At 68.7% G+C, this 24,250-nt stretch carries 25 protein-coding genes and 2 pseudogenes; 17 read left to right on the forward strand and 10 right to left on the reverse strand.

Features of this window, described 5'->3' with window-relative positions; translation table 11 throughout:
• Positions 1–29: 29 nt before the first annotated feature.
• Positions 30–1,640, reverse strand: coding sequence for a thiamine pyrophosphate-dependent enzyme (locus ACFWM2_RS35010; RefSeq protein ID WP_383288468.1), 1,611 nt, complete (start codon positions 1,638–1,640; stop codon positions 30–32).
• The gene (locus ACFWM2_RS35015) at positions 1,637–2,473 is read right to left on the reverse strand and encodes a FadR/GntR family transcriptional regulator (RefSeq protein ID WP_383288471.1); all 837 of its coding nucleotides are present in this window, start codon (positions 2,471–2,473) and stop codon (positions 1,637–1,639) included. Before ACFWM2_RS35015 ends, ACFWM2_RS35010 begins: the two co-directional genes overlap by 4 nt.
• Before the next feature lie 468 nt (positions 2,474–2,941).
• On the opposite strand from ACFWM2_RS35015, the gene ACFWM2_RS35020 reads away from it, so the two are divergent.
• The 7 genes and pseudogenes from ACFWM2_RS35020 to ACFWM2_RS35050 form a co-directional block, all read left to right on the forward strand.
• Positions 2,942–3,793 (forward strand): hypothetical protein, encoded by an 852-nt coding sequence (locus tag ACFWM2_RS35020; RefSeq protein WP_383288474.1) that lies wholly within the window; start codon positions 2,942–2,944, stop codon positions 3,791–3,793.
• 239 nt (positions 3,794–4,032) lie between these two features.
• Positions 4,033–4,980, forward strand: a complete 948-nt coding sequence (locus ACFWM2_RS35025; protein ID WP_383288477.1) for a fumarylacetoacetate hydrolase family protein — start codon at positions 4,033–4,035, stop codon at positions 4,978–4,980.
• A gap of 17 nt (positions 4,981–4,997) precedes the next feature.
• Complete coding sequence (locus ACFWM2_RS35030; RefSeq protein WP_383288480.1) at positions 4,998–5,582, forward strand: NADPH-dependent FMN reductase; 585 nt, start codon at positions 4,998–5,000, stop codon at positions 5,580–5,582.
• Positions 5,579–7,045 (forward strand): DHA2 family efflux MFS transporter permease subunit, encoded by a 1,467-nt coding sequence (locus tag ACFWM2_RS35035; protein WP_383288484.1) that lies wholly within the window; start codon positions 5,579–5,581, stop codon positions 7,043–7,045. The genes ACFWM2_RS35030 and ACFWM2_RS35035 overlap by 4 nt, the downstream gene beginning before the upstream one ends.
• Entirely contained in the window at positions 7,042–7,473 is a 432-nt protein-coding gene (locus ACFWM2_RS35040; RefSeq protein ID WP_383288488.1) for a heme-binding protein, read from the forward strand. Before ACFWM2_RS35035 ends, ACFWM2_RS35040 begins: the two co-directional genes overlap by 4 nt.
• A 172-nt stretch (positions 7,474–7,645) precedes the next feature.
• Complete coding sequence (locus ACFWM2_RS35045) at positions 7,646–9,136, forward strand: MFS transporter (RefSeq protein ID WP_383288491.1); 1,491 nt, start codon at positions 7,646–7,648, stop codon at positions 9,134–9,136.
• A 200-nt stretch (positions 9,137–9,336) separates the two neighbouring features.
• A pseudogene (locus ACFWM2_RS35050) lies at positions 9,337–9,702 on the forward strand (aminoglycoside phosphotransferase family protein); the annotation flags it as partial.
• A 726-nt stretch (positions 9,703–10,428) separates the two neighbouring features.
• On the opposite strand, the gene ACFWM2_RS35055 reads toward ACFWM2_RS35050, so the two are convergent.
• The gene (locus tag ACFWM2_RS35055) at positions 10,429–10,923 is read right to left on the reverse strand and encodes a peptidylprolyl isomerase (protein WP_383288494.1); all 495 of its coding nucleotides are present in this window, start codon (positions 10,921–10,923) and stop codon (positions 10,429–10,431) included.
• A gap of 618 nt (positions 10,924–11,541) precedes the next feature.
• Here ACFWM2_RS35055 and ACFWM2_RS35060 point away from each other — a divergent pair.
• The gene (locus ACFWM2_RS35060; protein WP_383288497.1) at positions 11,542–11,877 is read left to right on the forward strand and encodes a hypothetical protein; all 336 of its coding nucleotides are present in this window, start codon (positions 11,542–11,544) and stop codon (positions 11,875–11,877) included.
• A 103-nt stretch (positions 11,878–11,980) separates the two neighbouring features.
• On the opposite strand, the gene ACFWM2_RS35065 is transcribed toward ACFWM2_RS35060, so the two are convergent.
• From ACFWM2_RS35065 to ACFWM2_RS35095, 7 genes are all read right to left on the reverse strand, one after another.
• Positions 11,981–12,568, reverse strand: a complete 588-nt coding sequence (locus tag ACFWM2_RS35065) for a TetR/AcrR family transcriptional regulator (RefSeq protein ID WP_383288500.1) — start codon at positions 12,566–12,568, stop codon at positions 11,981–11,983.
• Positions 12,569–12,658: 90 nt separating this feature from the next.
• Positions 12,659–13,042, reverse strand: a complete 384-nt coding sequence (locus tag ACFWM2_RS35070) for a hypothetical protein (RefSeq protein ID WP_383288503.1) — start codon at positions 13,040–13,042, stop codon at positions 12,659–12,661.
• Positions 13,039–13,245, reverse strand: coding sequence for a hypothetical protein (locus tag ACFWM2_RS35075; RefSeq protein WP_383288506.1), 207 nt, complete (start codon positions 13,243–13,245; stop codon positions 13,039–13,041). The genes ACFWM2_RS35070 and ACFWM2_RS35075 overlap by 4 nt, the downstream gene beginning before the upstream one ends.
• Before the next feature lie 156 nt (positions 13,246–13,401).
• A complete protein-coding gene (locus ACFWM2_RS35080) occupies positions 13,402–14,232 on the reverse strand; it encodes an alpha/beta fold hydrolase (RefSeq protein ID WP_383288508.1) in 831 nt (276 codons plus the stop codon).
• Positions 14,233–14,558: 326 nt separating this feature from the next.
• Positions 14,559–14,945 carry a VOC family protein gene (locus ACFWM2_RS35085; protein WP_383288511.1) on the reverse strand — a complete coding sequence of 129 codons (387 nt, stop codon included), beginning with the start codon at positions 14,943–14,945 and terminating at the stop codon, positions 14,559–14,561.
• A 131-nt stretch (positions 14,946–15,076) separates the two neighbouring features.
• Positions 15,077–15,883 carry an alpha/beta fold hydrolase gene (locus ACFWM2_RS35090; protein ID WP_383288514.1) on the reverse strand — a complete coding sequence of 269 codons (807 nt, stop codon included), beginning with the start codon at positions 15,881–15,883 and terminating at the stop codon, positions 15,077–15,079.
• 258 nt (positions 15,884–16,141) lie between these two features.
• A complete protein-coding gene (locus tag ACFWM2_RS35095) occupies positions 16,142–16,891 on the reverse strand; it encodes a GNAT family N-acetyltransferase (protein ID WP_383288661.1) in 750 nt (249 codons plus the stop codon).
• Positions 16,892–17,207: 316 nt separating this feature from the next.
• On the opposite strand from ACFWM2_RS35095, the gene ACFWM2_RS35100 reads away from it, so the two are divergent.
• The 9 genes and pseudogenes from ACFWM2_RS35100 to ACFWM2_RS35140 all read left to right on the forward strand — a co-directional run bounded on the left by ACFWM2_RS35100 (position 17,208) and on the right by ACFWM2_RS35140 (position 24,239).
• A complete protein-coding gene (locus ACFWM2_RS35100; RefSeq protein ID WP_383288517.1) occupies positions 17,208–17,861 on the forward strand; it encodes a dihydrofolate reductase family protein in 654 nt (217 codons plus the stop codon).
• Positions 17,861–18,211 (forward strand): hypothetical protein, encoded by a 351-nt coding sequence (locus tag ACFWM2_RS35105; RefSeq protein WP_383288519.1) that lies wholly within the window; start codon positions 17,861–17,863, stop codon positions 18,209–18,211. Before ACFWM2_RS35100 ends, ACFWM2_RS35105 begins: the two co-directional genes overlap by 1 nt.
• Before the next feature lie 102 nt (positions 18,212–18,313).
• Entirely contained in the window at positions 18,314–18,403 is a 90-nt protein-coding gene (kdpF, locus tag ACFWM2_RS35110) for a K(+)-transporting ATPase subunit F (protein WP_365250598.1), read from the forward strand.
• An 8-nt stretch (positions 18,404–18,411) separates the two neighbouring features.
• Complete coding sequence (gene kdpA / locus ACFWM2_RS35115; protein ID WP_383288522.1) at positions 18,412–20,076, forward strand: potassium-transporting ATPase subunit KdpA; 1,665 nt, start codon at positions 18,412–18,414, stop codon at positions 20,074–20,076.
• Positions 20,073–22,199, forward strand: a complete 2,127-nt coding sequence (gene kdpB / locus ACFWM2_RS35120; protein ID WP_383288525.1) for a potassium-transporting ATPase subunit KdpB — start codon at positions 20,073–20,075, stop codon at positions 22,197–22,199. The genes kdpA and kdpB overlap by 4 nt, the downstream gene beginning before the upstream one ends.
• 24 nt (positions 22,200–22,223) lie before the next feature.
• Positions 22,224–22,892 carry a potassium-transporting ATPase subunit C gene (locus ACFWM2_RS35125; protein WP_383288528.1) on the forward strand — a complete coding sequence of 223 codons (669 nt, stop codon included), beginning with the start codon at positions 22,224–22,226 and terminating at the stop codon, positions 22,890–22,892.
• 180 nt (positions 22,893–23,072) lie between these two features.
• Positions 23,073–23,178, forward strand: a pseudogene (locus ACFWM2_RS35130) (DNA-binding response regulator); the annotation flags it as partial.
• 171 nt (positions 23,179–23,349) lie between these two features.
• Positions 23,350–23,664: a hypothetical protein gene (locus ACFWM2_RS35135; RefSeq protein WP_383288531.1), complete on the forward strand. Its 315-nt coding sequence runs from the start codon at positions 23,350–23,352 to the stop codon at positions 23,662–23,664.
• On the forward strand, positions 23,664–24,239 hold the full coding sequence (locus ACFWM2_RS35140; RefSeq protein WP_383288534.1) for a helix-turn-helix domain-containing protein: 576 nt from the start codon (positions 23,664–23,666) through the stop codon (positions 24,237–24,239). The genes ACFWM2_RS35135 and ACFWM2_RS35140 overlap by 1 nt, the downstream gene beginning before the upstream one ends.
• The last annotated feature ends 11 nt before the right edge of the window (positions 24,240–24,250 follow it).

Consider the following 24,250-nt stretch of genomic DNA (forward strand, 5'->3'; position numbering starts at 1 on the left):
GGAGAGGAGAGAGTCGGGAAGCAGAGGGATCAGGGCCGGAACTCGTCGCCGACGCCCACGGTCACCTCAAGAACCAGCGGTTGGGCGCGGTCGGCAAGGGTGGGGCAGATCTCGTCGAGGGCGGCGCACAGGTCGGTGAAATCGTCGATCCGGCGGACCGGGCAGCCCAGTGCCTCGGCCAGTCCGGCCACGTCGATCTCCTCGAACGCGGGCCACGGGGGCTTGCCGCCGTGCTGTTCCGCGAGCTTGTCCATGATCGCGTAGCGGCCATTGGCGAGGACGACGAAGACCGCGCCCACGTCGTAGTGCACGGCCGTCCAGAGGGCCTGGATCTGGTAGAGCGAGGAGCCGTCGCCGACCACGGCGACCACCGGGCGGCGTGGCTGGGCCATGCGGACCCCGACGGCGGCCGGCAACGCAAAACCGAGCCCGCCCATGGCCGCGCTGAGGAATCCCAGTGGAGTGCGGGCGGGGAGCAGGGCGTGCAGGTCGGGGCGGGAGGACGGAGTCTCCTCCACGATCACCGTGTCGACGGGCAGGCGCTCGGCCAGTGCCGCCAGAACATGGCGGGGTGTCAACCGCTCCCCGGGGGCGGGGGGAGCGGGGGCTGCCGAACGCGCAGCCGGAGGACGGGTCGACGGCCGCGGCGGGGTGAGCCGGGCGAGCCGGTCGCAGAAGTCCGGCAGGTCGGTGACGACCGCGAGAGCGGCGGGGGCTCGGTGCGCCTCGGCCGGGTCGTCGGTGATCACCACTACCTGAGCATCTGTCAATGTTCCCTGGGCGTAAGGGTATTGGCGCAGAAACGGAGCCCCGACGCACAGCACCATGTCGTGTCCGGCCAGTGCCTGGCGCACCCGCTGCCGGTCGGCGGGCAGGTGCCCGGCGAACAGCCGGTGATCCTGCGGGAATCCGGCACGCGCCCCGAAGGGCTCCTGCCATACGGGGCAGTCCAGCCGCTCGGCCAGCGCGGTCAGAGCCCGCCAGCTCTCCGTGCTGTCGGCGCCGGAGCCCGTGACGAGGACGGGGTGTGCCGCCTCGGACAACAGCTCGGCGACCTCCGCCACCGACGTCGGATCCGCTGACACGGTCGCCCGTACGACCACTGCCGCCGGCACCGGCAGATCGTCGGCAGGCTGCGCCCAGTCGTCCATCGGGACCAGCACGAGCGCGGGGCCACGGCCCGCGCGAGCGGCGTGTACGGCTCGTCCGATCGCGCCGGGCACGTCCTGCGGCCGTACCGGAAATTCGACCCGGACCGGGTAGTCGCCGGCCAGTCCTTCGAGCCGGCCCGCCAGGAACGGTTCCTGGGCCAGGTGGCGGCGGTCCTGCTGGCCGACCAGCACCACCAGGGGCGCCCGGTTGACCCGGGCCGTGGCCAGCGCGCCCACCGCGTTGCCGAGCCCGGCGGTCGTGTGCACCAGGACGAGGGCGGGTTCCTCGCGGGCCAGTGCCCAGCCGGTCGCGGCACCGACGACCGAGCCCTCGTGCAGGGCCAGGACGAACCTCAGGTCCTCGGGGAGGTCGGTGAGGAGGGACACCTCGGTCGAGCCGGGGTTGGCGAAGACGGTGGTCAGCCCATGCAGGCGCAGGACGTCGAAGGCGGCGTCACGAACCGTGCGGGCGTTCGAGGCGACTGTCACGACAGGGTGCTCCGGGGGTTGGCGAGCTGACCGCCGAGGCCGACGTTGGCCTTCAGCCAGGCGGCGAGCACGTCGGTGAGGTCGGTGTCGGAGCGCTGTCCCTTCTTGCCTTTGGCGCTGCGCGTCGCCGTGATCCGCTCCAGTGCCTCCCGGTGGTACTCGCGGACCGCTGCGGCGGCCTGGCGGGGGTCGCGGGTGGCGACGGCGTCCACGATGCGCAGCCGGCCCGGCTGCAGTGAGCCGGCGACCGTCCCCCAGGTCCCGTTCTCGCCCCCGGAGAGCTTCACGGCGAGGCCGATCTGCATGTCGCTGATGAACCGGCACAGCGCTGAGAGCAGGGGGTTGCGGGAGATCTCGGACAGCGTGGCGAAGAAGTGGTGCAGCGCCGCGGCGGACCGTTCGACGCCTTCGGCGGCCGGAATCGCTTCGGCGGCCTGGCGCAGCCGGACGATCTCCGCATCGGTGGCGTGCTCGGCGGCGAGTTCGGCGGCGTACGCGTTGAGTGTGCCGAGCAGCCCCAGTACCTCGCGCGCACCGACCTTCTCGACCTGGACGACCGAGGCGATGGACATCGCCAGCAGTGTGTCGCCCTGGGCGTGGACGGTGGCCCGGCTGCCGTTGCGGGTGTTGACCAGGCCCATCGCGGTCAGGACCCGGATGGCCTCGCGGATGGTGGGTCCGGAGACGTCGTATCGGGCGGCCAGCTCGCGTTCGGCCGGCAGTCGCGAACCGTCGGGCAGGGCGCCGCTGAGGATCTGCTCACGGAGGTCTTCGACGATCTGGTCGGCCACTCTGCCGCGGTAGATCTTCGCGGGGGTGTGAGGGACGGACATGTCGCTCCCAAGGGTTGATGGACCGTGCAGGTCCCTTGCCTACGAATCTAACCTACTTGGTAGGTTGGCTTCAAGAGTACTTGGATGGTCGTGCGGCCTCGGGTGCGTCGGCCGTCGCATGTGGTGGTCCCCGCTCGCGATGGGCGCCGGGGCGTGCCGGTCGCCGCTTGTGCCGGGCCTCATGCGGGCGCGGCAAGGGTGGCAGGGGCCGGCTCGGTTGCTCCGCGGTCGGCCGTCCTGCGCAGGCGGGGCGAGGAAAAAGATCGCCACCTACCTTGACATCAACCTACTAAGAAGGTTTCGTGGTTAGGGCAGCCGCGACTGAGAGTCACCAAGTGCCGATGCGCCGCGGCGCACGCTGCCGCCGGACCCGTCGTCCGCGGCCAGTACGTCAATCCGTCCCGTACCGCGAAGACCGCTCGAGCCCAGTGGCCGCGACACGGACACCACAGCCAATGGAGGACAGCGATGAAGATCGCTCCGTTCGACGAGAACGCGTTCAAGATGGACCACCCCCGAGGCACGGTCTCGTTCAACTACCTGCTCATGGGGGACCGCGAGAAGCCGCTGGAGAACTACCGCTACATCCTGGGCCGCCAGGAGGCCGACTTCCTGATGCCCCGGCACTGCCACACCTTCGAGCAGATCCGGCTGCCGCTGGTGGGCGACATGAACCTGGGGGAGCAGGGCATCCTGCGCGAGGGCGAGGTCGGCTACTTCCCCGAGGGCCAGACCTACGGTCCGCAGGACGACCCGCTGACCGACCCGAAGCAGCTCCAGCTGGTGCTGCAGTTCGGCGGCGCCTCCGCGCTCGGCATGTCAGCGGGCCGTGGCCGCGGCCCGGCCAACAAGGAGGCCCAGGCCGAGCGCCGCCCGATCCGCGAGCAGCGCTTCCCCAAGCCCCGCTACAACGGGGTGGTCATCAGCAACCCGGACCACTTCAACTGGCAGACCGTCGCAGGCTGGCCCGGCGTGGCCCGCAAGCCCATCGGTACGTACACCGAGCGGCAGTTCTGGATCGAGTTCATCAGGATCCGGGCCGGCGCCGAGTGGATCAGCGAGAGCGACAACGCCAAGCGGCTGACCGTGGTCCTGTCCGGAACGGGAACCGTGGAGGGCACCGACATCGGCGAGCTCGGCGCTGTCGAGGCCGATCCCGGTGAGAAGGCCCGCTACACCGCGACCGATGAGCTGGTCCTGTTCACCGTCGGCCTGCCGCCGATCGAGCGCCCTGTCGAGCCGGACGACGACAAGTTCATCACCGTGGAGACCGACGGCGGCATCCGCTTCGAGAACCCCAAGGACGCCGCCAACGGCTGACCCCGGCGCTGCCGACGGCAGCCGTCCCGGCCTGGTCCCCTCTCCGAGTTCCGACCCGCCGACGGCACTGCCGGCAGCACCGGCCAGCCCCCACGCCCGCGATGCCGTTCACGCGAGGCCGAGCCGGCGGCGGACACCCCGTGTGCCCGCCGCCCGTACCCGGCATGTGTCCGCCGCCCTTCCCCGGCGCGCTCCGCCCTCGCACGAGCCGCGCCCCACCCACGGAAAGCCCTCACCCCGTGAAAATCGCCTCCCGCCGGACCCCGTTCGGTGATCGCCTCTGTTTCGCCGGCGTCGTCCCGCATCAACTCGTCGACATCCAGGCCGCCTTCGTCCGCCGCCTTGAAACCGACGGCGTCCACCGCGACGACGCCCTGACCCGCTCCCGCGTAGTGACCGGTGGGGACCTGCCCTCACTGCTTCGGCAGGATCCCCGCCTCGACGAGATACGGCGGCTGCACGACTGGGCCGCGCAGCAGGCTCACAGCGGCATCATCGACGAGGACTGCCTGTGGTCCGACGACCCGGCCCGGCTCGGCCCGCCCGTCGGCCGTCCCCGCACGGTCTGGTGCATGCTCGCGAACTACCCGCGCCACCCGGTGGCCGGCCGGGAAGCGCCGCCGCGTCGAGGCATGCAGGGCTGTCTGAAGGCCCCGAACGCGCTGGCCGGCCCCGCCGACGACCTGCTGCACCCGATGATCAGCGAGAAGGTCGACCCGGAAGTGGAGCTCGCCGTCGTCATCGGCCCCCGCTCCCGGCATCTCACCCCCGACAACGCGATGCGTGCCGTGGCCGGCTACGTCGCCTTCTGCGACACCGGCTCCCGGGACGTCTCCGACCGGGACAACAACCGCATGGACCGGGCCAAGGGCTTCGACACCTACGGCATCACCGGTCCCTGGTTCGTCACCGCCGACGAGATCCCGGACCCGCACGCACTGCGCATCCGCTCCTGGGTCAACGGCGAGCTGCGCCAGGACGGCAGCACCGCCGAGATGATCAACACCGTCCCCGAGCAACTGGCCTGGCTCACCGAGGCGCTCACCCTCGCGCCCGGCGACCTGCTGTCCACGGGGACCCCGCCCGGCCACGGCGCCGTGCGCCCCGGGGACGTGGTCCGCGGCGAGATCGACGGTCTCGGAGTCATCGAGAACAAGGTCGTCCTCGACGACCCGGCCCACGACTGAGCGACCGGAGGTCCTCCATGTCCGCACCCCGACTTCAGATCATCGTCGGCAGCACCCGCCCCGGACGACGCGGGCCCGTGATCGCCTCCTGGCTGCACGAACTGGCCGTCAAGCACGCCGGCTTCGACACGGAGACCGTCGACCTCGCCGAGATCGGGCTCCCGCTGCTGGACGAGCCGCGTCCCCCTCAGCGCGGACAGTACGAGCACTCCCACACCCGCCGCTGGAGCGAGATCATCCGCGCCGGCGATGCCTACGTGTTCGTGGTCCCCGAGTACAACCACAGCTACAACGCGGCCACCAAGAACGCCCTGGACTTCCTGGCCCGCGAATGGGTGGCCAAGCCCGTCGCGTTCGTCGGCTACGGCGGGGTCGCCGCCGGCGCCCGCGCCGTGCAGGCCCTGATCCCCGTGGTGACCGCGCTCGGCATGGTGCCGCTCGCCGGACATGTGCACATTCCGTTCGTACGGCAGTCGATCACCTCCCAGGGCAGGTTCGAACCCGCCCCCGGGCTCGCCGAGAACGCCTCCGGTGTCCTGGACGAGCTGCTGCGCATGACCCGTGTCCTCGCCCCGAGCCGGCCACCCGCCCCCGTCGGATGAGTACACACGAGGCAACCGCGACCGAGCGGCACGGCATCAGTCAGAAGACCGCCGTGTGCGTCGTCTACGTGGCCGGACTGTTCCTGAGCACCCTCGACATGACGATCGTCAACGTTGCACTGCCCACCATCGGCCGCGACTTCGACGTCCCCTCCACATCCGTCGACACTGTCTCGATCTCCTACCTCGTCAGCCTCGCCGTCTTCGTGCCCGCCTCCGGCTGGCTCGGCGACCGCTTCGGCGGCAAACGCACCCTGCTGACCGCCATCACTGTCTTCACCGTGGGCTCCGCACTCTGCGGAACGGCCGGCAGCCTCGGTCAACTCGTCGTCTTCCGGGTCCTTCAGGGTGCCGGCGGCGGAATGCTCGCCTCCGTCGGCATGGCGATGCTGCTGCGCACCTTCGCCCCGGCGGAGCGGGTGCGCGCCTCGGCCGTCCTCAGCATCGCCAACGGCCTGGCGCCCACCCTGGGCCCGGTCCTCGGCGGTCTGCTGGTCAGCCAGGTCTCCTGGCGAGCCATCTTCTACGTCAACGTGCCGGTCGGCCTCTTCGCCACCGCCTTCGGCTTGGTGTACCTGCACGGCCAACCGTCCTCTCCCGCCGAGGAGTTCGACCTTGCCGGCTTCGCTCTCGCCGCCCTGGGCTTCGGGTTGCTCATGTACGGCGTTTCCGAGGGGCCTGCCCACGGCTGGACCACACCGACCGAGGCCGCCTGCCTGGCCGTCGGGGCAGTACTCACCGCCGCGATGGTCTTCGTCGAACTGCGCAAGCGGTCACCGATGATCGACGTACGGCTGTTGCGCATCCGCCTGTTCGCCTCGGGCAGCACCGTCATGACCGTGCAGTCGGCGACCTTCCTCGGCACCCTGTTCACGATCACGCTCTACTTCCAGGACCAACGCGGGATGTCCCCCATGGCCGCCGGACTGAGCACCTTCCCCGAAGCCATGGGCGTGGTCCTCGGGTCCCAGCTCGCCAGCCGCGTGCTCTACCGCCGGCTGCGGCCCCGCCGTCACCTCATGCTCGGCGCGGCCGGCACCAGCGTCGCGGTCGCTCTGATGGGACTGCTGCTGCACCGGAACACCGGACTGTGGCTGGTCGTGCTCCTGCTCGTCGCCCTCGGACTCTCCGTCGGCCAGGTGTTCGTGGGCACCCAGTCCGCGTCCTTCGCCACGGTCTCCGCGGGTTCCTCCGGGCGCGCCTCAACCCTCTTCAACGTCGGCCGCAGGCTCGGCGGAGCCGTCGGTGTCGCCGTCGCCACCACGGTCCTCGTCGCCGTCGGCACCTCTCACCCCGGCGCCGAGCCCGCCATCGCCGGCTACCACGTCACTTTCCTCACTCTCGCCGCCTTCAACTTGCTCGGCCTGTACGCGGCAAGCCGCGTCAGCGACACAGAAGCGGCGGTCACCATCCCCCCTCCCGTCCACCCCGTCCCACACAAGGAAAAGGAGCCACAACCATGAGTCAGCTGACCCTGGCGCAAGCCTCCGAGATCGTCGACGGAGCACTCGCCCACGCACGCGAAGAGGGCCTGCGCCCCCTGGCGGTCACCGTCCTGGACCCCGGCGGCAATCCCCTGGTCGTCAAGCGTGAGGAGACCGCGGGCATCCTGCGCCCGCAGATCGCCCACGCCAAGGCCTGGGGCTGCCTCGGGATGGGCCAGGGCGGCGCCGCCGGAGCCCGGCATGCCACCCGCGACCCCGCGTTCTTCGCGGCCCTCGCCACCATCTCCGAAGGCCGCATCGCCTCCTCGGTCGGTGGCGCCCTGATCCGCGACGCCGAGGGCGCACTGCTCGGCGCCGTCGGTGTCAGCGGCGAACGCCCCGACAACGACCAGGCCGTAGCCGTGTTCGGCGTGGAGAAGGCCGGCCTGGTGGCCGACGTGGGCTGACCCGACACGCCCACCCGACGGCCGGGACGGGGACGATCCCGGCCGCAACGGAGACGGATGTAGCTCCAACACCCGAGCCGCATTCCCCGGTGGGGCGCACACAGCGCGTGACTGCGCCCCCCACGGCATCGAACTCCCCGTGCAGATAGCCGATGGGAAACAGAGGTACAACATGGCAACGACGCCGGAAGACCTCATTGCAATACCCGTACACCGCGAACTGACCGGCCGACGACGAACCCAGGCCTTCGCCGTCTGCGTCGCCGCCGCCTTCCTCACCCTGCTCGACGTGAGCATCGTGACGGTGGCGCTGCCCTCCATGGAGCACAGCCTCCATCTGTCCGCCAGCACCCAGACCTGGTCCATCGCCGGGTACACCCTGACCTTCGGCCTGGCCCTCGTGCCGAGCGGCCGCCTCGGCGACGAGTTCGGCCGCAGGAAGGTCTTCCTCATCGGGATGGTGCTGTTCACCCTCACCGGCGTGCTGTGCGCAGCCGCCCCCGACGCGACCTGGCTCATGGCCGGCCGACTTGCCCGCGGAGTCTCCGCCGGCCTGGTCGCTCCCCAAGTCGTCGGCCTCCTGCACCAGATGTACCCGCCGCGTGAACGCGGCCGCGCCTTCGGCTACTACGGTGCGAGCGTCAGCCTGTCCACGGCGATCGGCCCGCTCCTGGGCGGCGCGATCCTCCAGGGCTTCGGCACCGCCGACGGCTGGCGCTGGATCTTCGCCCTCTTCATCCCGCTCGATCTGGCCGCTCTGCTCCTTGCCGCCCGCCTGCTTCCGGAGAGCCGGCGCACGGAACGACGCAGCCTCGATCTGGTCGGCACCCTTCTCCTCGGCCTCGGAGTGACCGCCGTGATGCTCCCGCTGCTGCAGAGCGGAGCCTGGTCCGAGCGACCCTGGTGGCTCGCCGGCACCGGACTCGCCCTGCTGGCCGCCTTCACCCTGTGGGAACGGAACATCACCCGGCGCGCACGCCAGCCCCTGGTCGACCTGAACCTGTTCCGCGAGCGGACCTACTGGGTCGGCATCATCGTCGCCGCCGCCCTGTACGGCGGATTCACCGGCATCTTCATCGTCCTCTCCCAGTTCCTCCAACGAGGTATGCACTACACCCCGTTCCAAGCCTCCCTGTGCACCGTCCTGTTCACCGCGGGCTCGGCCGTGTGCGGGATCATCAGCGGACGCCTCGCGCACCGGATCGGGCGGCCCCTGGTGATCACCGGCACCGCCCTCACTGCGGTCGGACTGGCCGTCACCGCCCTTCTGGTGGGCGGATCCAGCATGGGCGACAACATGTTCCTGCTCATGGCCCTGCCCCTCCTGGTCGCCGGATGCGGCGCGGGCTTCGTCATCGCGTCCAACCAGACCCTCGCCCTCCAACTGGTGCCACGCCGGGAAGGAAGCACCGCGGCGGGCGTCTACCAGACAGGCATGAAGATCGGCACCTCCCTCGGTACGGCGCTGGCCAGCTCCCTCTACTTCAGCGCCCTCCTCGCCACGCCGAACGACTTCCCCGCCGCCGCCCGCGCTGGCCTCCTCGGCGCGGCCGCCCTCGCGGCCGTCGCCTTCCTCGTCGCCCTCCCCGGCCTGAGCCTCCGCGGACGACGCACCCCTGAGCCGGCCTTCGCCACACTGGAGGAGGCCGAACCGGCCAGATGAGCCGGTCCATACAAGGGGGCGCCTTCCGGCACACCGGGGGCGCCCCGTCCGGCTGCGAGGGGCGGCCGCCGCGGCGATACGGGGTGCACAGGCCGGCCGGGGTGCGAGCGGCCTCCCGCGAGGACACGTCGCGTGTGCTCGTGCCGGGGGCCTGGCGCTGACCTGGGCCGACAGGACGCCGGGTGCGGAACAAGCCAATGCTGCCGGGACTGGCAGCGGCGGTTCGGCCTCGCACCGAGTACGCGGTCGTGCACGGTGAACTGGGGCCCGATCACGTACTGGTGGACGCGAGCGGGAACCCCGTGGTGATCGACATCGAGGGCTTGATGTACTTCGACGTCGAGTGGGAGCACGTCTCTCTGCGGATCCGGCTGCACGACGCCTACCGGTCGCTGCGAGTGGACGGACTGGACGAGAACCGGCTCGCGCTCTACCTGCTCGCGCAGCGTCTGTCATTGACGGCGGGCCCACTGAGGCTGCTCGACGGGCACTTCCCCGACCGGGCGTTCATGACGGGCATCGCCGAGCACAACCTGAAGAAGGCGCTGGAACTGGTCTACGTCTGAACGGCGTGGCACCTCGCCCGTTCTCTGAGCGTGACCGCGGGGCGGCGGGGAGCCTGTGTGTGGTGCGTGTGTGTGGGGGGCTCTCTGTCCGGACGGAGGCCGGTTGGTCTGGCCGGCTCTCACGCCGACGGCCCCCTGTCCTGGAACCTCGTGCCCTCCGGCGCGATACGCGGCCACTGTGGCTGTCGCCTGCCCGGGCATCAGCTCCTGCTCCTCCACGTCCAGCGGATGGTCGACCGGCTCGCTGTACGCGCGCGGGCTCCCCGTCCTGCGAGGCTGGGATCGCGGCCTCAGTCAGAGCTGATCAGGAGTAGCGGCATTGATCGGTGCCACACCCAGGACAAGGTTTTCCAACGCCTCGGGCATCCGGCCGTAGCTGGCCAGCCAGATTTCGAGCAGGTAGAGACACCCGGGGTGTGTACGTGGACTGGCCGAAGTAGGCCGGGGGTGTGGTGGAGACGCTGTAGGCGCATGCGCCATCCGGCGCCAGGCCTCGGTCGGGGAGCGCGCTGCGATGACAGCTCGACAGCCTGCTCGCCTGCTCGCTCGCTCGTCCGTGAGCCGGGGGAGCGGACCGCCTTCAAGGCGGGGCCGATCGTGACCGACCGGATCCGGCCGCCAGAAGGAGTGCGCGGCCGCCGTCCGAGCCGCGGCCCCGGTATACGCGGCTGCGGCCAGTCCCCGTACGGTGACTGGCCGCAGCTCAAGGTGACCGGCCGCAGAGGCTTAGAGCGTTCCGCTGTTGGCGATCTTGATCTCAGCCTTGGGCGTGCCCTGCCGCGTGCCGTAGCTCTCGATCTTCTTGACGAGGTCGATGCCCTCGATCACTTCGCCGAACACGACGTGCTTGCCGTCCAGCCAAGGGGTCTGCACGGTGGTGATGAAGAACTGCGAGCCGTTGCTGTGCGGGCCCGAGTTGGCCATGCTCAGCAGGCCTTCCTTGGTGTGCTTGTGCGTGAAGTTCTCGTCGGCGAACTTCTCGCCGTAGATGCTCTTGCCGCCCGTACCGTCACCCCTGGTGAAGTCGCCTCCCTGCAGCATGAAGTCGGGAATGATGCGGTGGAAGCCCGAGCCCGCGTAGCCGAAGCCGCTCTTGCCGGTGGCCAGCTCCCGGAAGTTGCGAGCCGTCTTGGGCACATCTTCGTCGTACAGCTTGAACACGATGCGTCCGGCGTCCGCGCCGTTGATCGTGATGTCGAAGAACACGTTGTCAGTCGTCATGCCTCCATGATCCCCCAGGACGCGGGTGAGCTCGACCATCTTGAGGCTCTGACGCTCAGGCTGTGCTTTTCCGTGGCCAAACGGGGCGAACGGCTCCGGTGGGTTCCGCCGGATATCTGCCGATGGGTGATCGAGCCGACCCTTGTGAAGTGCGGCGAAGGGTCCCTGCCGGACCTTCGCGCGTCCCGCTGAGCGGTTTGAAACGCGAGGAAGCGATCGGCGTGTCGATCTCGCCCGAGCCTGACCGAGTGGCGGCCTCTCGGGGCGGGGAGTGCGCGTTCCCAAGGGGCCGCTGCCACCGCGCGTGCCGGTGTGGGGGCGCGAGCATCAACTCCTGTCTTGGCGCCCCTTCTTGACGGCGGTCGAAGGTCGGATTAGCTAGAAAGTTCAAGCGAATGACCTTTCTCTGTAGGGATTCTGTCGCGCTCCGCGGCGCCGCACGTCGGCCGCCGGAGGCGGTACCTGTCGACCAACAGGCCTTTATGGCCAGGGAGTTGAGTCATGACCGAAACCCCCACACCAAACGGATCCAGCCGCAGAGCCGGCGGTCCCTGCTTGCCACGCTCGGCAGTGCGGGGCTGGGTGTCGCCGCGGCCGGCGCGGTCGCGGTGGGTGGCAATGCTCCTGCCGCCGCAGCTGTACTTCCCGCAGTCGGTGAACGACCAGGTCGCCGCGGAAGCCCCCTACGCGTCCAACACCACGCCCCGTCTGTCCAACGAAGAGGACTTCTTCTACACCCAGGACAACAACGGAGAGGTGACCACCATGACCGTCACGCCGCTCAAGGGCAACGGCTCGATCAGGCACGGACTGCGGGCATCCATGGTGCTGGGCATCGACCCCGCCGCGACCCCGCCGCGACCCCGCCGCGACTCCGCCGCCCTCGAACCCGACGCCCACGGCGGCACCCTGAGCAACCACTCCGGGTCGGTGAGGCCGGCCAGGGGAGTGTGATGTCCGTGCCGGCTCCCGGACCTGAAGGGGGAGCCGGCACGGCGGACGTGGCCCCTCGCCCGTCCACCGACGCTGAGAACCACGCCCAGAAGGCAAGGCCCTCTCAGGCGGACTCGGAGAGCAGCACGCGGAGTTCGTCGACCAGCGTGGCGGTCGGGAGGGTGTTCGTCTTGAGCACCAGCTGGGAGATGAACGTGCCCAGGCACAGTGAGAGCAGGGCCCATGTGCTGTCGGAGTTGGCCTTGCCGTCGGGGCGCAGGCGGGCGAGCAGGGGAAGGAGCGCGTCGTGCAGGGCGGTTGCGTCACGCTGCTGTGTCTCGCGCAGTTGCGGCATGCGCATCGTCTCGGCCCAGACCTGGACGATCAGCGACGTGGCGTCGTCGAGGTTGAGCACCGTGATCATCTCGCGGTGGATCAGGTCGATGATCTCAGGCACCTTCAGGGGCGGCTCGGCCTGCTCGGCATCGCGCAGAGCGCTCAGTACAGGCTGCATGGTCGAGTCCATCAGCGCCTCGATGATGGCCTGCTTGCCGGGGAAGTACCGGTACACGGCTCCCGACGAGAGACCCGACTCGGCGAAGATGTCGGGCATCGACGTGGCATGGAAACCGTTGCGGGCAAAGCAGAGGGACGCGGCGTCGAGGATCTGACGCCGACGGCTCTCGCGGTACTCCGGGCTGACTCTGGGCATGCCTCAGCGTAATCGAGGCCGTGACGGACCAAGCGGCGCTGCCGGCTCGCGACGGCATCGGAGGTTGGGGCCCGGCACTGGTCGGCCCGGTCAGACGGCTCGCCAGGATTCGAGGTGGTGGGCGACGGTGCGCAGATCGGCTTCCTGGGCGCGCACGGCGCGGGCCAGTTCGTAGAGCTCCTCGTCCTTCGCCTGGACGGGCTGCCCGGAGACACTCATGTACTGGTGGGTACAGCCCCAGCCGATGACGAGGTTGTAGTCGGTGAAGGGGCGCAGGAGCAGTGCCGTGTGCAGGAACGTGGCGGCCCGGGCGGGGATCTCTTCGTAATAGAGGGTCCCGCGTTCCCGCTCGAACTTGTGCCGGTCGGCCATGACACCGAGTGCGCCCCAGTCCGAGATGGGCACGTTGAGCGGCGAGATCGCGGACTGGACCTGCAGGACCCAACCGACGTCGACGCGGATGACCGGGCTCACCGCTGCCCTGCGGGGAAGTGCTCCATGACGGCGGGCAGAATGCGCTCGGCCTCGGCGGTGGCGCCCTCGACGAACTTGATCCGGTCGGCCTCGTCCACGGTGACGTCGTGGACGTGCTCCTTGAGGCTCTTTCCGGCGAGCGCGGCCCGCTCTCGCAACCGCGCCATTTCATCTGCGCTGAATTCGATATTGAGTGCTGGCATGCTGACACGGTACCTGATCAGGTACCGGTCTGGGTACCTGCCGTCTCGGCCGGCGGTGCGGCGCGTAGTGCGGCCGGTGAGGACCTGGATGTCCCGGGGTATGGGCAATCGACCAACACGGCGTTCAAGCCGCACGCTCCAGTCGCCCATCCTGCGCTACGACTGCAAGAACTCGAGAATGTCGGGGTTGAGGATCTCGGGGTGGGTCGACAGCATCCCGTGGGGGAGCCCCTCGTAGCTCTTGAGGGTTCCGTTCTTGAGGAGCTTGGCCGACATCGGTCCCGCGTCCGCGTAGGGAACGATCTGGTCGTCGGTGCCGTGGGCGACGAGCACGGGGACGTCGATCTGCTTGAGGTCCTCGTTGAAGTCGGTCTCGGAGAACGCCCTGATGCAGTCGTAGTGGGCGTTGGCGGCACCCGCCATTCCCTGTCGCCACCAGTTGTCGATCAGCCCTTGGGACACGTCGGCGCCGGGCCGGTTGAAGCCGTAGAACGGGCCCGAGGGGAGGTCGATGAAGAACTGCGAGCGATTGGCGGCGAGGGCCGCGCGCAGCTCGTCGAAGGCCTCGATCGGCAGGCCGCCGGGGTTGGAGTCCGACTTGACCATGATCGGTGGCACCGCGCTGACCAGCACGGCCTTCGCAACGCGACCCGGCTTGGCGCGTGCGACGTAGCGTGCGACCTCGCCGCCGCCGGTCGAGTGCCCGACATGGAAGGCGCCTTGCAGATCGAGCGCGTCGGTCAGGGCGGCCACGTCGGCGGCGTAGGTGTCCATCTCGTGGCCGGTCGCCGTCTGGGTGGACCGGCCGTGGCCGCGGCGATCGTGAGCGATCACCCGGTAACCGTGTGCCAGGAAGAACAGCATCTGGTTGTCCCAGTCGTCGGCACTCAGTGGCCAACCGTGGTGGAAGACGATGGGCTGGCCGTCGCGCGGGCCCCAGTCCTTGTAGAAGATGACCGTACCGTCGTCGGTGGTGATGGTGGCCATGGCTGAAACCTCCGCTTGATCAGCCGAAGTTCGCGGGAGAGTACGCACCGCGACAAGGAAGGACGGACGTGATGCAGGTGGGATGCAGCATGTCGAAGCGGGCCATTCCGCTGTACCGGACGGCGGGCCGCTACACCTTTGGCCACGCTACGCCCATCCAGTCCACTGCACATGTCGACCTGGACTGGCCGTCTCCGGATCAGTCGATCGTCTTGTTGATGTGCGTCGGGCCGCCTGCCTGGTCTCCGGTGAGCAGTGATGACCACCGGGAGACACCTGCCTGGGCACCGCCACCCCGTTGCGCGTCCGGCGCCCGCACCGAGCACCTACTTACTGTGAACGATCTGGATCAGGTTGCCGCACGTGTCGTCCAGCACCGCAGTGGTGACCGGGCCCATCTCCAGCGGCTCCTGGGCGAAGCGCACCCCGAGCTCGCGCAGTCGGTTGAACTCCGCGTGCACGTCGTCCACGGCGAAGGAGGCGGCCGGGATACCGTCCGCGACCAGCGCCGACTTGTACGGCTTCACCGCGGGATGGCCGTCGGGCTCCAGCAGCAGTTCGGTCCCGTCGGGATCCTCCGGCGAGACGACGGTCAGCCATCGGTCCGCACCCAGCGGGACCTCGGTCTTCTTCACGAAGCCCAACACGTCCGTATAGAAGCGCAGGGCCTTGTCCTGGTCATCGACGAAGACGCTGGACAGGTGGATCTTCATGGGGGTTCTCTCCGCTGCATCGGGCCTGAGCCATCGGGTCGTCGTCATGGGCTCAAGGGGTTCGGTGTTCAGATCATGGAACGCGTGCAGTTGGTCGAGGAAATGGGCTCGGCGGTCAGGAACAGTGAAACTCAGGCCGGGCTTCCGCTTGCGGCTGTGGTCCCGGCGCGCCGCACGGGAAGCATCGTCGGGATCGGGTCGTTCGCGAGGAAGTCCAGGATGAGCGCGTTGACTTGCTCGGGCTTTTCCATCAGCAGTGCGTGGGGCGTCCCGGGGACAATGGCCAGTTCGGAGTGGGGAATCGCACGATACAGAGCGATCGTGTGCTCGAACGCGATCAGGTCGTCGTCTCCGACGAGTATGAGCGTGGGTGCGTTGATGCGTGCCAAGTCCTCCGTCTCGAGGGTCGGTTGAGTACGGAACATGTCCATCACCTTGCCCACGGCCACCGGCCAGTGAGCAGGGCCATCAGGTGACACGGCCTCGTACATCTCACGAAACACCGCCAGCCCCGGCTCGTCGGGGGTCATGTGGTCGAACATCGTCGGCTCCGCCATGGACTCCGAGCAGGGGCGGAAGTTGGCACCCATGGCCACAACCTTCCGGACCAGATCAGGGCGAGCGATGGCCACCAGCAGGGCGACGATCCCGCCGTCGCTCCATCCGACGAGATGCGCGGGACCGCCGACAGCCGACTCGATGAAGTCGACGGTGTCGTCGGCCATGTCCTGATAGGTGAGCGGGCCTGCGACGTCGGGGGTGTGTCCATGCCCGCGACGCTCAGGGAGGAAGAGGCGATGGGCCGCCGCGAAGTCGGCTCGCTGTGCGCCCCATGTCTCGTTCGTGCAGAAGCCGCCGTGGAGGAGGAGCAAGGGGTCACCAGTACCGTCGACCTCGTACCACGTCTTGACGCCGGGGAGCTCCACATAGCCGCCCATGATTCCGAGCCCTTCTGGAGTGCCGCCGTTCACCCTCAGTCTCTGCCTGTGACGGGATGGCCTGCAATGCGAGGGCGTGACCTGTCGCGTGGCTGGGCGCAGGCCGCCGCGGCGACGCTGCGGAGGTGTCGGCTGGACGAGCTGGTGTGGTTCGGTCGTGGGTCGCCCGAGCCTCTGCGATCTGCCGGCCCGCGTTGATCCACATGCACAACCGCAGACGTCCGTCGGGGGGCATCGGTGCGTTCCGGTGCTCCACCGCTAGAGGCCGGGCGGCGTCCAGACGTGCGGCGTGGTCGTGGTCGCAGCGCGGAACCCCAGTCGCTGCAGGGCCGAGGCACTGTCCTGGGATGCGTCGACGTGCAGGTATTCGACGCCCCGCGCCACGGCGAGTTGGGCTCGGGCGGCCACCAGAGCTCGATAGATTCCGCGGCCCCGCCACGCCGGAAGCGTCGTACCGCCCCGGAGCCCGGCGAAGCCGCTTCCGGGGCTCATGACCAGCCACGCAGCGGAGACGACCTGGCCGTCAGCCTCTGCCGCCAGGACGGCGATGTTGCCCGGTGCCGCCGCGATCTGCCCGGTCAGGAAGCCGTGGAGCTGACGCCAGTCCATTCCCCACACGGTGGACTCCATGGTCGCGATCCGGCGAATGTCGGCATCTTCAGCGACACGGCGCAGCGCGACGCCGTCGGGCAGTACGGGCTCAGTGGCTGTGTCGGCCGCGCGGCCGATGAGGACCGTCTGTGTTTCCCCAGGGCTGAAGCCCGCCGCTCGGAGGCGGTCGGTGAGGTCTGCCGGTGTGTCATGCCCGCGGGTCTTCCACTCGACCGGCTCACCGCGCTCGGCGAAGTAGTCGCGCTGACGAACGATCAGCCGGTCGAGGTCGGCGCCGCTCAGCCCGATGTCGCGCGGACCTATGACGAAACCGCAGAAATATCCCACCACTCGCAGGAGCGGTCCGTCCCGTTCACATCTGACTCCGGCAGAGAGCGTCGAGGGTACTGATCGCATCTGCGCGTCGTACGCGGCCAGCAGTATGTCGATGGGGTCCGTCACCGCACCGAGCCTACGCAACCGAGACAGCCATCCCAAGACGTCGCGGAGCGGCCTCAGCGATGACGTCAGACCGGCTGCGCGGTGGCGCCAGGCCCGTCGCTCGGCCTGGTCGTCGCGGACGGTCCCTCATCACAGGAGACTGTCCAAACCGCGCAAGACTCTCAGGTCGGAACAGTGGATAGCCCAGTTGCTGATCGGTCACGGACACAGCGATGAGTTTCCCCCGGCCCGGCAAGTCTCACCACCGCTGTCGACAACACAGGAGGAACACGTGGCTCAGCTACTGAGAGTCCAGAACTTCAACGTCTCGAGCGACGGGATCGGTGCCGGTGAGGGCCAGACCCTCACGAGGCCATTCGGTCAAGTCGTCGAGCCCGAAAGACTGTTCGCCTGGGCCGGTGCCACAGCGAGCTGGCCCGGGCGTACCGACCCCGGGGGGAGCCGGGGCCTGGATGATTACCTCACGCGCGACTACGCCCGCAACGTCGGCGCCGAGATCATGGGCCGCAACAAGTTCGGACCCCAGCGCGGGCCCTGGCAGGACCATGCCTGGCTCGGCTGGTGGGGTGACGAGCCCCCGTTCCACACCCCGGTGTTCGTCATGACCCACCACAAGCGGCCTTCGTTCACGCTTTCCGACACCACGTTCCACTTCGTCGAGGGCGACCCGGCCACGGTCCTCGAGCAGGCCCGGGAGGCGGCGCAGGGCAAGGACGTCCGACTCGGCGGCGGGGCTACCACCATCCGGCAGTTCCTCGACGCCGACCTCGTCGACACCATGCATGTGGCGGTCTCGCCGGTGAAGCTCGGGTCCGGAGTGCGACTCTGGGAGTCACCCGATGAGCTGCTCGACCGGTTCCACCTTGAGGTCGTACCCAGCCCGAGCGGCGTGACGCACCACCTGTTCTGGCGAAAGTCGACGTGATGGCCTCGGAGGCGTTACGGCCCGCGGTGATGGTCCTCGCGCCGACCGTCACCGGTGCCGACGGCCTCGGGTTCACCCTGCCCGTCACGCTCGCCCTCGCCGGGCTGCTCGCGGTGCCCATCGCGTCGTACCGGCAGGTGATCGCCGTGTCTGATGCCGTATCCCCGGTGACCTGCACCTCGTCGGTGCAGGTCATCGGCGTGTTCAGGCGGATGGGGGGAGGTTCGGGCAGATGGATGAGCCCGCCGTATGAGTTCCGTCAAGGGCACAGGGGCCTGCGTATGGGAGGCGTCAACGGCGGCGGAATCCGGCCGGAGAGGCGGTTTCCTCTAACCGTCCGTTCCATTTAGAAACCTCTTCTAGGAGCTCACGGTGGCCGATCTGGCCTTCGTCGTCACCACGATCGCTGTGTTCGCGCTGGTGGCCCTCGTCGCCAAGGGGGTGACGAAGCTGTGACCGCCGAGAACCTCGTCGGCCTGATCGTGGCCGTCGCCCTGCTGGGCTATCTCGTCCTCGCCCTGATCTTCCCGGAGAGGTTCTGAGAAGCGATATGAGTCCCGTCCTTGCGGGTGTGCTCCAGATGCTCGCTTTGATCGTGGCCCTGGGGCTCGCCTGTCGTCCCCTCGGCGACTACATGGCCAAGGTCTACTCGTCCGACAAGCACCTGCGCGTCGAGAAGTGGATCTACAGGGGCATCGGCGCCAACCCGAACACCCAGATGCGCTGGCCCGCGTATCTGCGCAGTGTCCTCGGCTTCTCCGCAGTCAGCGTTCTCTTCCTCTATCTCCTTCAGCGGCTCCAGGGCCACCTGCCCGGCTCGCTCGGCTTCAAGTCCATCGACCCGGACCAGGCGTTCAACACCGCCGCGTCCTTCGTGTCGAACACCAACTGGCAGTCGTACTACGGCGAGCAGGCCATGGGGCACGTCGTGCAGACCGGCGGCCTGGCGGTGCAGAACTTCGTCTCCGCCTCGGTGGGCATCGCGGTGGCCGTCGCGTTGGTGCGCGGCTTCGCCCGCTCCCGCACGGGTGAGATCGGCAACTTCTGGTCGGACCTGGTGCGCGGCACCGTCCGCATCCTGATCCCGATCTCGGTGATCGGCGCGATCGTGCTCGTCGCATGCGGTGCGATCCAGAACTTCTCCGGGATCCACGAGGTCGGCCAGTTCATGGGCGGCTCGCAGCAGTGGAACGGTGGCGCGGTCGCCTCGCAGGAGGCGATCAAGGAGCTGGGCACCAACGGCGGTGGTTACTTCAACGCCAACTCCGCCCACCCCTTCGAGAACCCCACCCCGTTCTCCAACCTCTTCGAGATCTTCCTGATACTGCTGATCCCGTTCGCGCTGACGCGGACCTTCGGCCGGATGGTCGGCTCGCTCAAGCAGGGTTACGCGATCCTCGCCGCGATGGTGACGATCTGGGTCGGCTTCACGGCGCTGATGATGTGGACGGAGTTCGCCCACCACGGCCCGGCGTTCCAGATCGCCGGCGGTGCGATGGAAGGCAAGGAGACCCGCTTCGGCGTCGGCGGCTCGTCGATCTTCGCGGTGGCGACCACGCTGACGTCGACCGGTGCGGTGGACTCCTTCCACTCCTCGTTCACCGGCCTTGGCGGCGGAATCACCCTGCTGAGCATGCAGCTGGGTGAGATCGCGCCGGGTGGTACCGGTTCGGGTCTCTACGGCATGCTGATCATGGCGATCATCGCGGTGTTCATCGCCGGTCTGATGGTCGGCCGTACGCCCGAGTACCTGGGCAAGAAGATCGGCACCCGCGAGATCAAGTTCGCGGCGTGCTACATCCTCATCACACCGGCGCTGGCGCTCGTGTTCACCGCGGCCGCGATGGCGCTGCCGACCCCGGGCCATTCGATGACCAACTCGGGCGCACACGGCTTCTCGGAGATCCTGTACGCCTACACGTCCGGCGCGAACAACAACGGCTCGGCGTTCGCCGGTCTGAACGCGGACACGCAGTGGTTCAACACGACCATCGGGCTGGCGATGCTGCTCGGGCGCTTCCTGCCGATGGTGTTTGTGCTGGCGCTGGCCGGTTCGCTCGCCGAACAGAGGCCGGTGCCGGCGACCGCGGGCACCCTGCGCACCGAAAAGCCGCTGTTCACCGGCTTGTTGGTCGGCGCCATCCTGATCATCACCGGTCTGACCTACTTCCCGGCGCTGGCGCTTGGTCCGTTGGCCGAGGGGCTGGCGTCATGACCACTCGGATAGAGAAGCAAGAGGACGCCGTGTCCACGACCACCTCCACTCGGGCGCCGCACAGCGACGTGCCCGCGGGGCACAAGGGCGAAGGGCGGGTCGGCGCGGGTCTGTTCGACTCGAAGCAGCTGCTGAAGTCGCTGCCGGACGCCTGCCGCAAGCTCGACCCGCGGGTGATGGTCAAGTCACCCGTGAAGTTCGTCGTCCTCGTCGGCTCGGTGCTGACGACCGTGTTCTCCTTCAAGGACCCGGGCGACTGGTTCGGCTGGGCGATCAGCGCCTGGCTGTGGCTGACCGTGCTCTTCGCCAACCTGGCGGAGGCGGTCGCCGAGGGTCGCGGTAAGGCGCAGGCCGACACCCTGCGCAAGGCCAAGACCGACACAGTCGCCCGCCGTCTCAACGGCTCGGTGGAAGAGGAGGTGCCCGGGACCGAACTGCGCGTCGGTGACCTGGTGGTCTGCGAAGCGGGCGACATCATCCCCGGCGACGGTGACGTCGTCGAGGGTGTCGCCTCGGTCGACGAGTCGGCGATCACCGGTGAATCGGCCCCGGTCATCCGCGAGTCCGGCGGGGACCGCTCGGCCGTCACCGGCGGTACGAAGGTGCTCTCCGACCGCATCGTCATAAAGATCACGACGAAGCCGGGCGAGACCTTCATCGACCGGATGATCGCTCTGGTCGAAGGCGCCGCGCGCCAGAAGACCCCCAATGAGACCGCGCTGAACATCCTGCTCGCGTCGCTCACCATCGTCTTCCTGCTCGCGGTCGCCACGCTGCCGCCGTTCGCCGACTACGCGGGTACGCACCTCACCATGGTCGTCCTGGTGGCCCTCCTGGTCTGTCTGATCCCGACCACCATCGGCGCGCTGCTCTCCGCGATCGGCATCGCGGGCATGGACCGCCTGGTCCAGCGCAACGTACTGGCCATGTCCGGCAGGGCGGTCGAGGCCGCCGGCGACGTGTCGACCCTGCTCCTCGACAAGACCGGCACCATCACCCTCGGCAACCGCCAAGCCTCCGAGTTCGTGCCCGTGACCGACACCCCCGAGCCCGAACTGGCGGACGCGGCACAGCTCTCCTCGCTGGCCGACGAGACGCCCGAGGGCCGCTCCATCGTCGTACTGGCGAAGGAGAAGTGCGGACTGCGCGAGCGTCACCAGGGCGAGCTCGAGGGCGCCGAATGGATCGCCTTCACCGCCCAGACCCGGATGTCGGGTGTGGACGTCGACGGACGCAGGATCCGCAAGGGCGCGGCAGGTTCGGTCATCGCGTGGGTGCGGGCGCAGGGCGGGGAGGTGTCCGAGGATGCCGACATGCTGGCCAACCGGATCTCCGAGGCGGGCGGTACGCCGTTGCTCGTCGCCGTCGAGGACACCGACGGCGCACGGATCCTCGGTGTCATCCACCTCAAGGACGTGGTCAAGGACGGAATGCGCGAGCGGTTCGACGAGCTGCGCCGGATGGGCATCAAGACCGTCATGATCACGGGCGACAACCCGCTGACGGCCAAGGCGATCGCCGACGAGGCGGGTGTCGACGACTTCCTCGCCGAGGCGACCCCCGAGGACAAGATGGCGCTCATCAAGCGCGAGCAGGCCGGCGGCAAGCTCGTTGCGATGACCGGTGACGGCACGAACGACGCGCCCGCGCTGGCCCAGGCGGACGTGGGTGTGGCCATGAACACCGGTACGTCGGCAGCCAAGGAAGCCGGCAACATGGTCGACCTCGACTCCAACCCCACCAAATTGATCGAGATCGTGGAGATCGGCAAGCAACTCCTCATCACCCGGGGCGCGTTGACGACGTTCTCCATCGCCAACGACGTCGCCAAGTACTTCGCGATCATCCCGGCGCTGTTCGCGGCGGTCTATCCGGGCCTGGACAAGCTCAACATCATGCACCTGTCCTCGCCCGACTCCGCGATTCTCTCCGCGGTCATCTTCAACGCGCTGATCATCATCGCGCTGGTGCCGCTCGCGCTGCGGGGCGTGCGCTACCGGCCGGTGAGCGCGGACCGCCTGCTGCGGCGCAACCTCGGCATTTACGGCCTGGGCGGGTTGATCGCCCCGTTCATCGGCATCAAGATCATCGACCTGCTCATCTCCCTCATCCCCGGGCTGTAATTCCCTGAAAGCGTGCTGATCGCCATGAACAACTCGGTTACGAACACCGCCCGGTTGCTCTGGGCAGGCCTGCGAGCACTTCTGGTACTCACCCTGGTGTGCGGAGTCATCTATCCGCTCGCCATCACCGGTGTCGCCCAGGGCCTGTTCTCGGACAAGGCGAACGGGTCGGAGATCAAGTCCAACGGCAAGGTAGTCGGCTCCTCGCTCATCGGCCAGGCGTACAACCTGCCGCTGAAGAAGGGCCAGGAGACCCCGGGGCCCGACCTGATGTGGTTCCAGGGTCGTCCGCAGAACGGGCTGGGCACCAACAGCGTCAACACCCAGTACAAGCTGATCCTGTCCGGCGCGACCAACCGTGCCGGTGACAACGCCGACCTTATCAAGTGGGTCAAAAACGCCAAGGCCGCGGTCATCAAGGACAACTCGGTGAACGGCTACACGGTCAAGCCGTCCCAGGTGCCTGCCGACGCGGTGACGTCCTCCGGCTCCGGCCTGGACCCGGACATCTCCCCGCAGTACGCGGACACCCAGGTCCACCGGATCGCGGAGAAGAACGGCCTGTCCGTCGCCCAGGTGCAGAAGCTGGTCGACGAGCACACCGACGGCCGTACCCTCGGCTTCATCGGTGAGCCCACCGTCAACGTCCTTGAACTCAACAGCGCGCTAAAGACACTCGTGGCGAACAGCTGATGGCGTTACGTGCATCAAGCGGGAGTTGGCGGACGGGGAGACACCTTGCCTCGCCAATTCCCGCTGCCATGAAGCAGGTTCAGTCCCCGGCTCCCGGCCCCCGGTGCAGGAAAGGCGCTCACCGATGACACGGGTACTGGTGGTGGAGGCTCCGTCGGGCGCAGGGTCCGCTACGTACGTGCGTCCGGCCGGCCCGATATCGTCGTACTCGACCATGGCTTGCCGGGCATGGACGGCGTGGACGTCATCAAGGCCCCTGCGTGGCTGGGCGCGTGTACCGATCCTGGGTGCGGTCCGCGCGCAGGGCCTCACAGCGTGGGCAATCGCCTCCCCGCATGTTGGGTGCGTTCAGTAAAACGAACGGGAGGTTCACTATTCTGCGATTGAGGCCCTTCGGATAGGCGCGCAGGTCGGCACCTACCTCGATGACACCTACCTGGAGCAGGTCGATACGCGGGTGATCGCTGTCGGCGAACGGGACGGGAGGCCATGGGCGGCCGTCGAGCACTGCCTGTTCCATCCGCAGGGCGGGGGCCAGCCCGCCGACCGAGGGTGGCTGGAGGACACGGAGATCACCCCGGTTCGGTACCGCGAATCGGGGCTGGTCGTGGCGACGGCACCCCAGGGCGGAAGTCATGCGCCTCTCGTCGAGGGACAGAGGGTGCGAGCCCGGATCGACCTCGGCGACCTGGCCGAAGTGGTGCTGCCGACTCTGAAGGTCAAGAAGGGCCGTATTCGCGTGTCCTACACTGCAACGCACAGGAGCCGTTGATGACGCCCCCACCGTCCGGCCGCCAGCCGGTGAGCAGTACCGCAGCCGCGGTCGGCGCGAAGATCCGCCTGCGCCGCCAGCAACGCGGCATGAGTGCCGCGGAGATGGCCCGGCGGGCCGGGCTGAGCAAGGCCACGCTGTCGCAGCTGGAAGCCGGCAACGGCAACCCGACGATCGACACACTGGACGCGATCGCGATCGCACTGCGCATCCCGATCGCCGACCTGCTGGCGCGCGAGGCCGACACCGGGCCGGTCTTCCGGCCCGGCACGGACATCGAGCCCGGCGAGGTCTCGCGGGAACTGCTGCGCCGCATCAGCAGCGGGAACAGTCTGGAGATCTGGCGGCTGCGCATTCCGCCCGAGACGGAGCTGCCCGGCGTTCCGCACGCCACCGGCACGATCGAGCACCTGCTCATCGCCACCGGGCACGTCACCGCGGGCCCTGTGGAAGCCCCGCAGGATCTCGGCCCCGGCGACATGCTCGCCTTCGCCGGGGACGCCCCTCACTTCTACCGCACCGGTGCCGAGGAAGTGGACATCACCGTCGTGTTCGCTTCCCCGATCAGCACTTGAGATCCGGCGCG

Source organism: Streptomyces sp. NPDC058371 (genome assembly GCF_042723265.1).
In the GTDB taxonomy this organism is placed as follows: Bacteria; Actinomycetota; Actinomycetes; order Streptomycetales; family Streptomycetaceae; genus Streptomyces.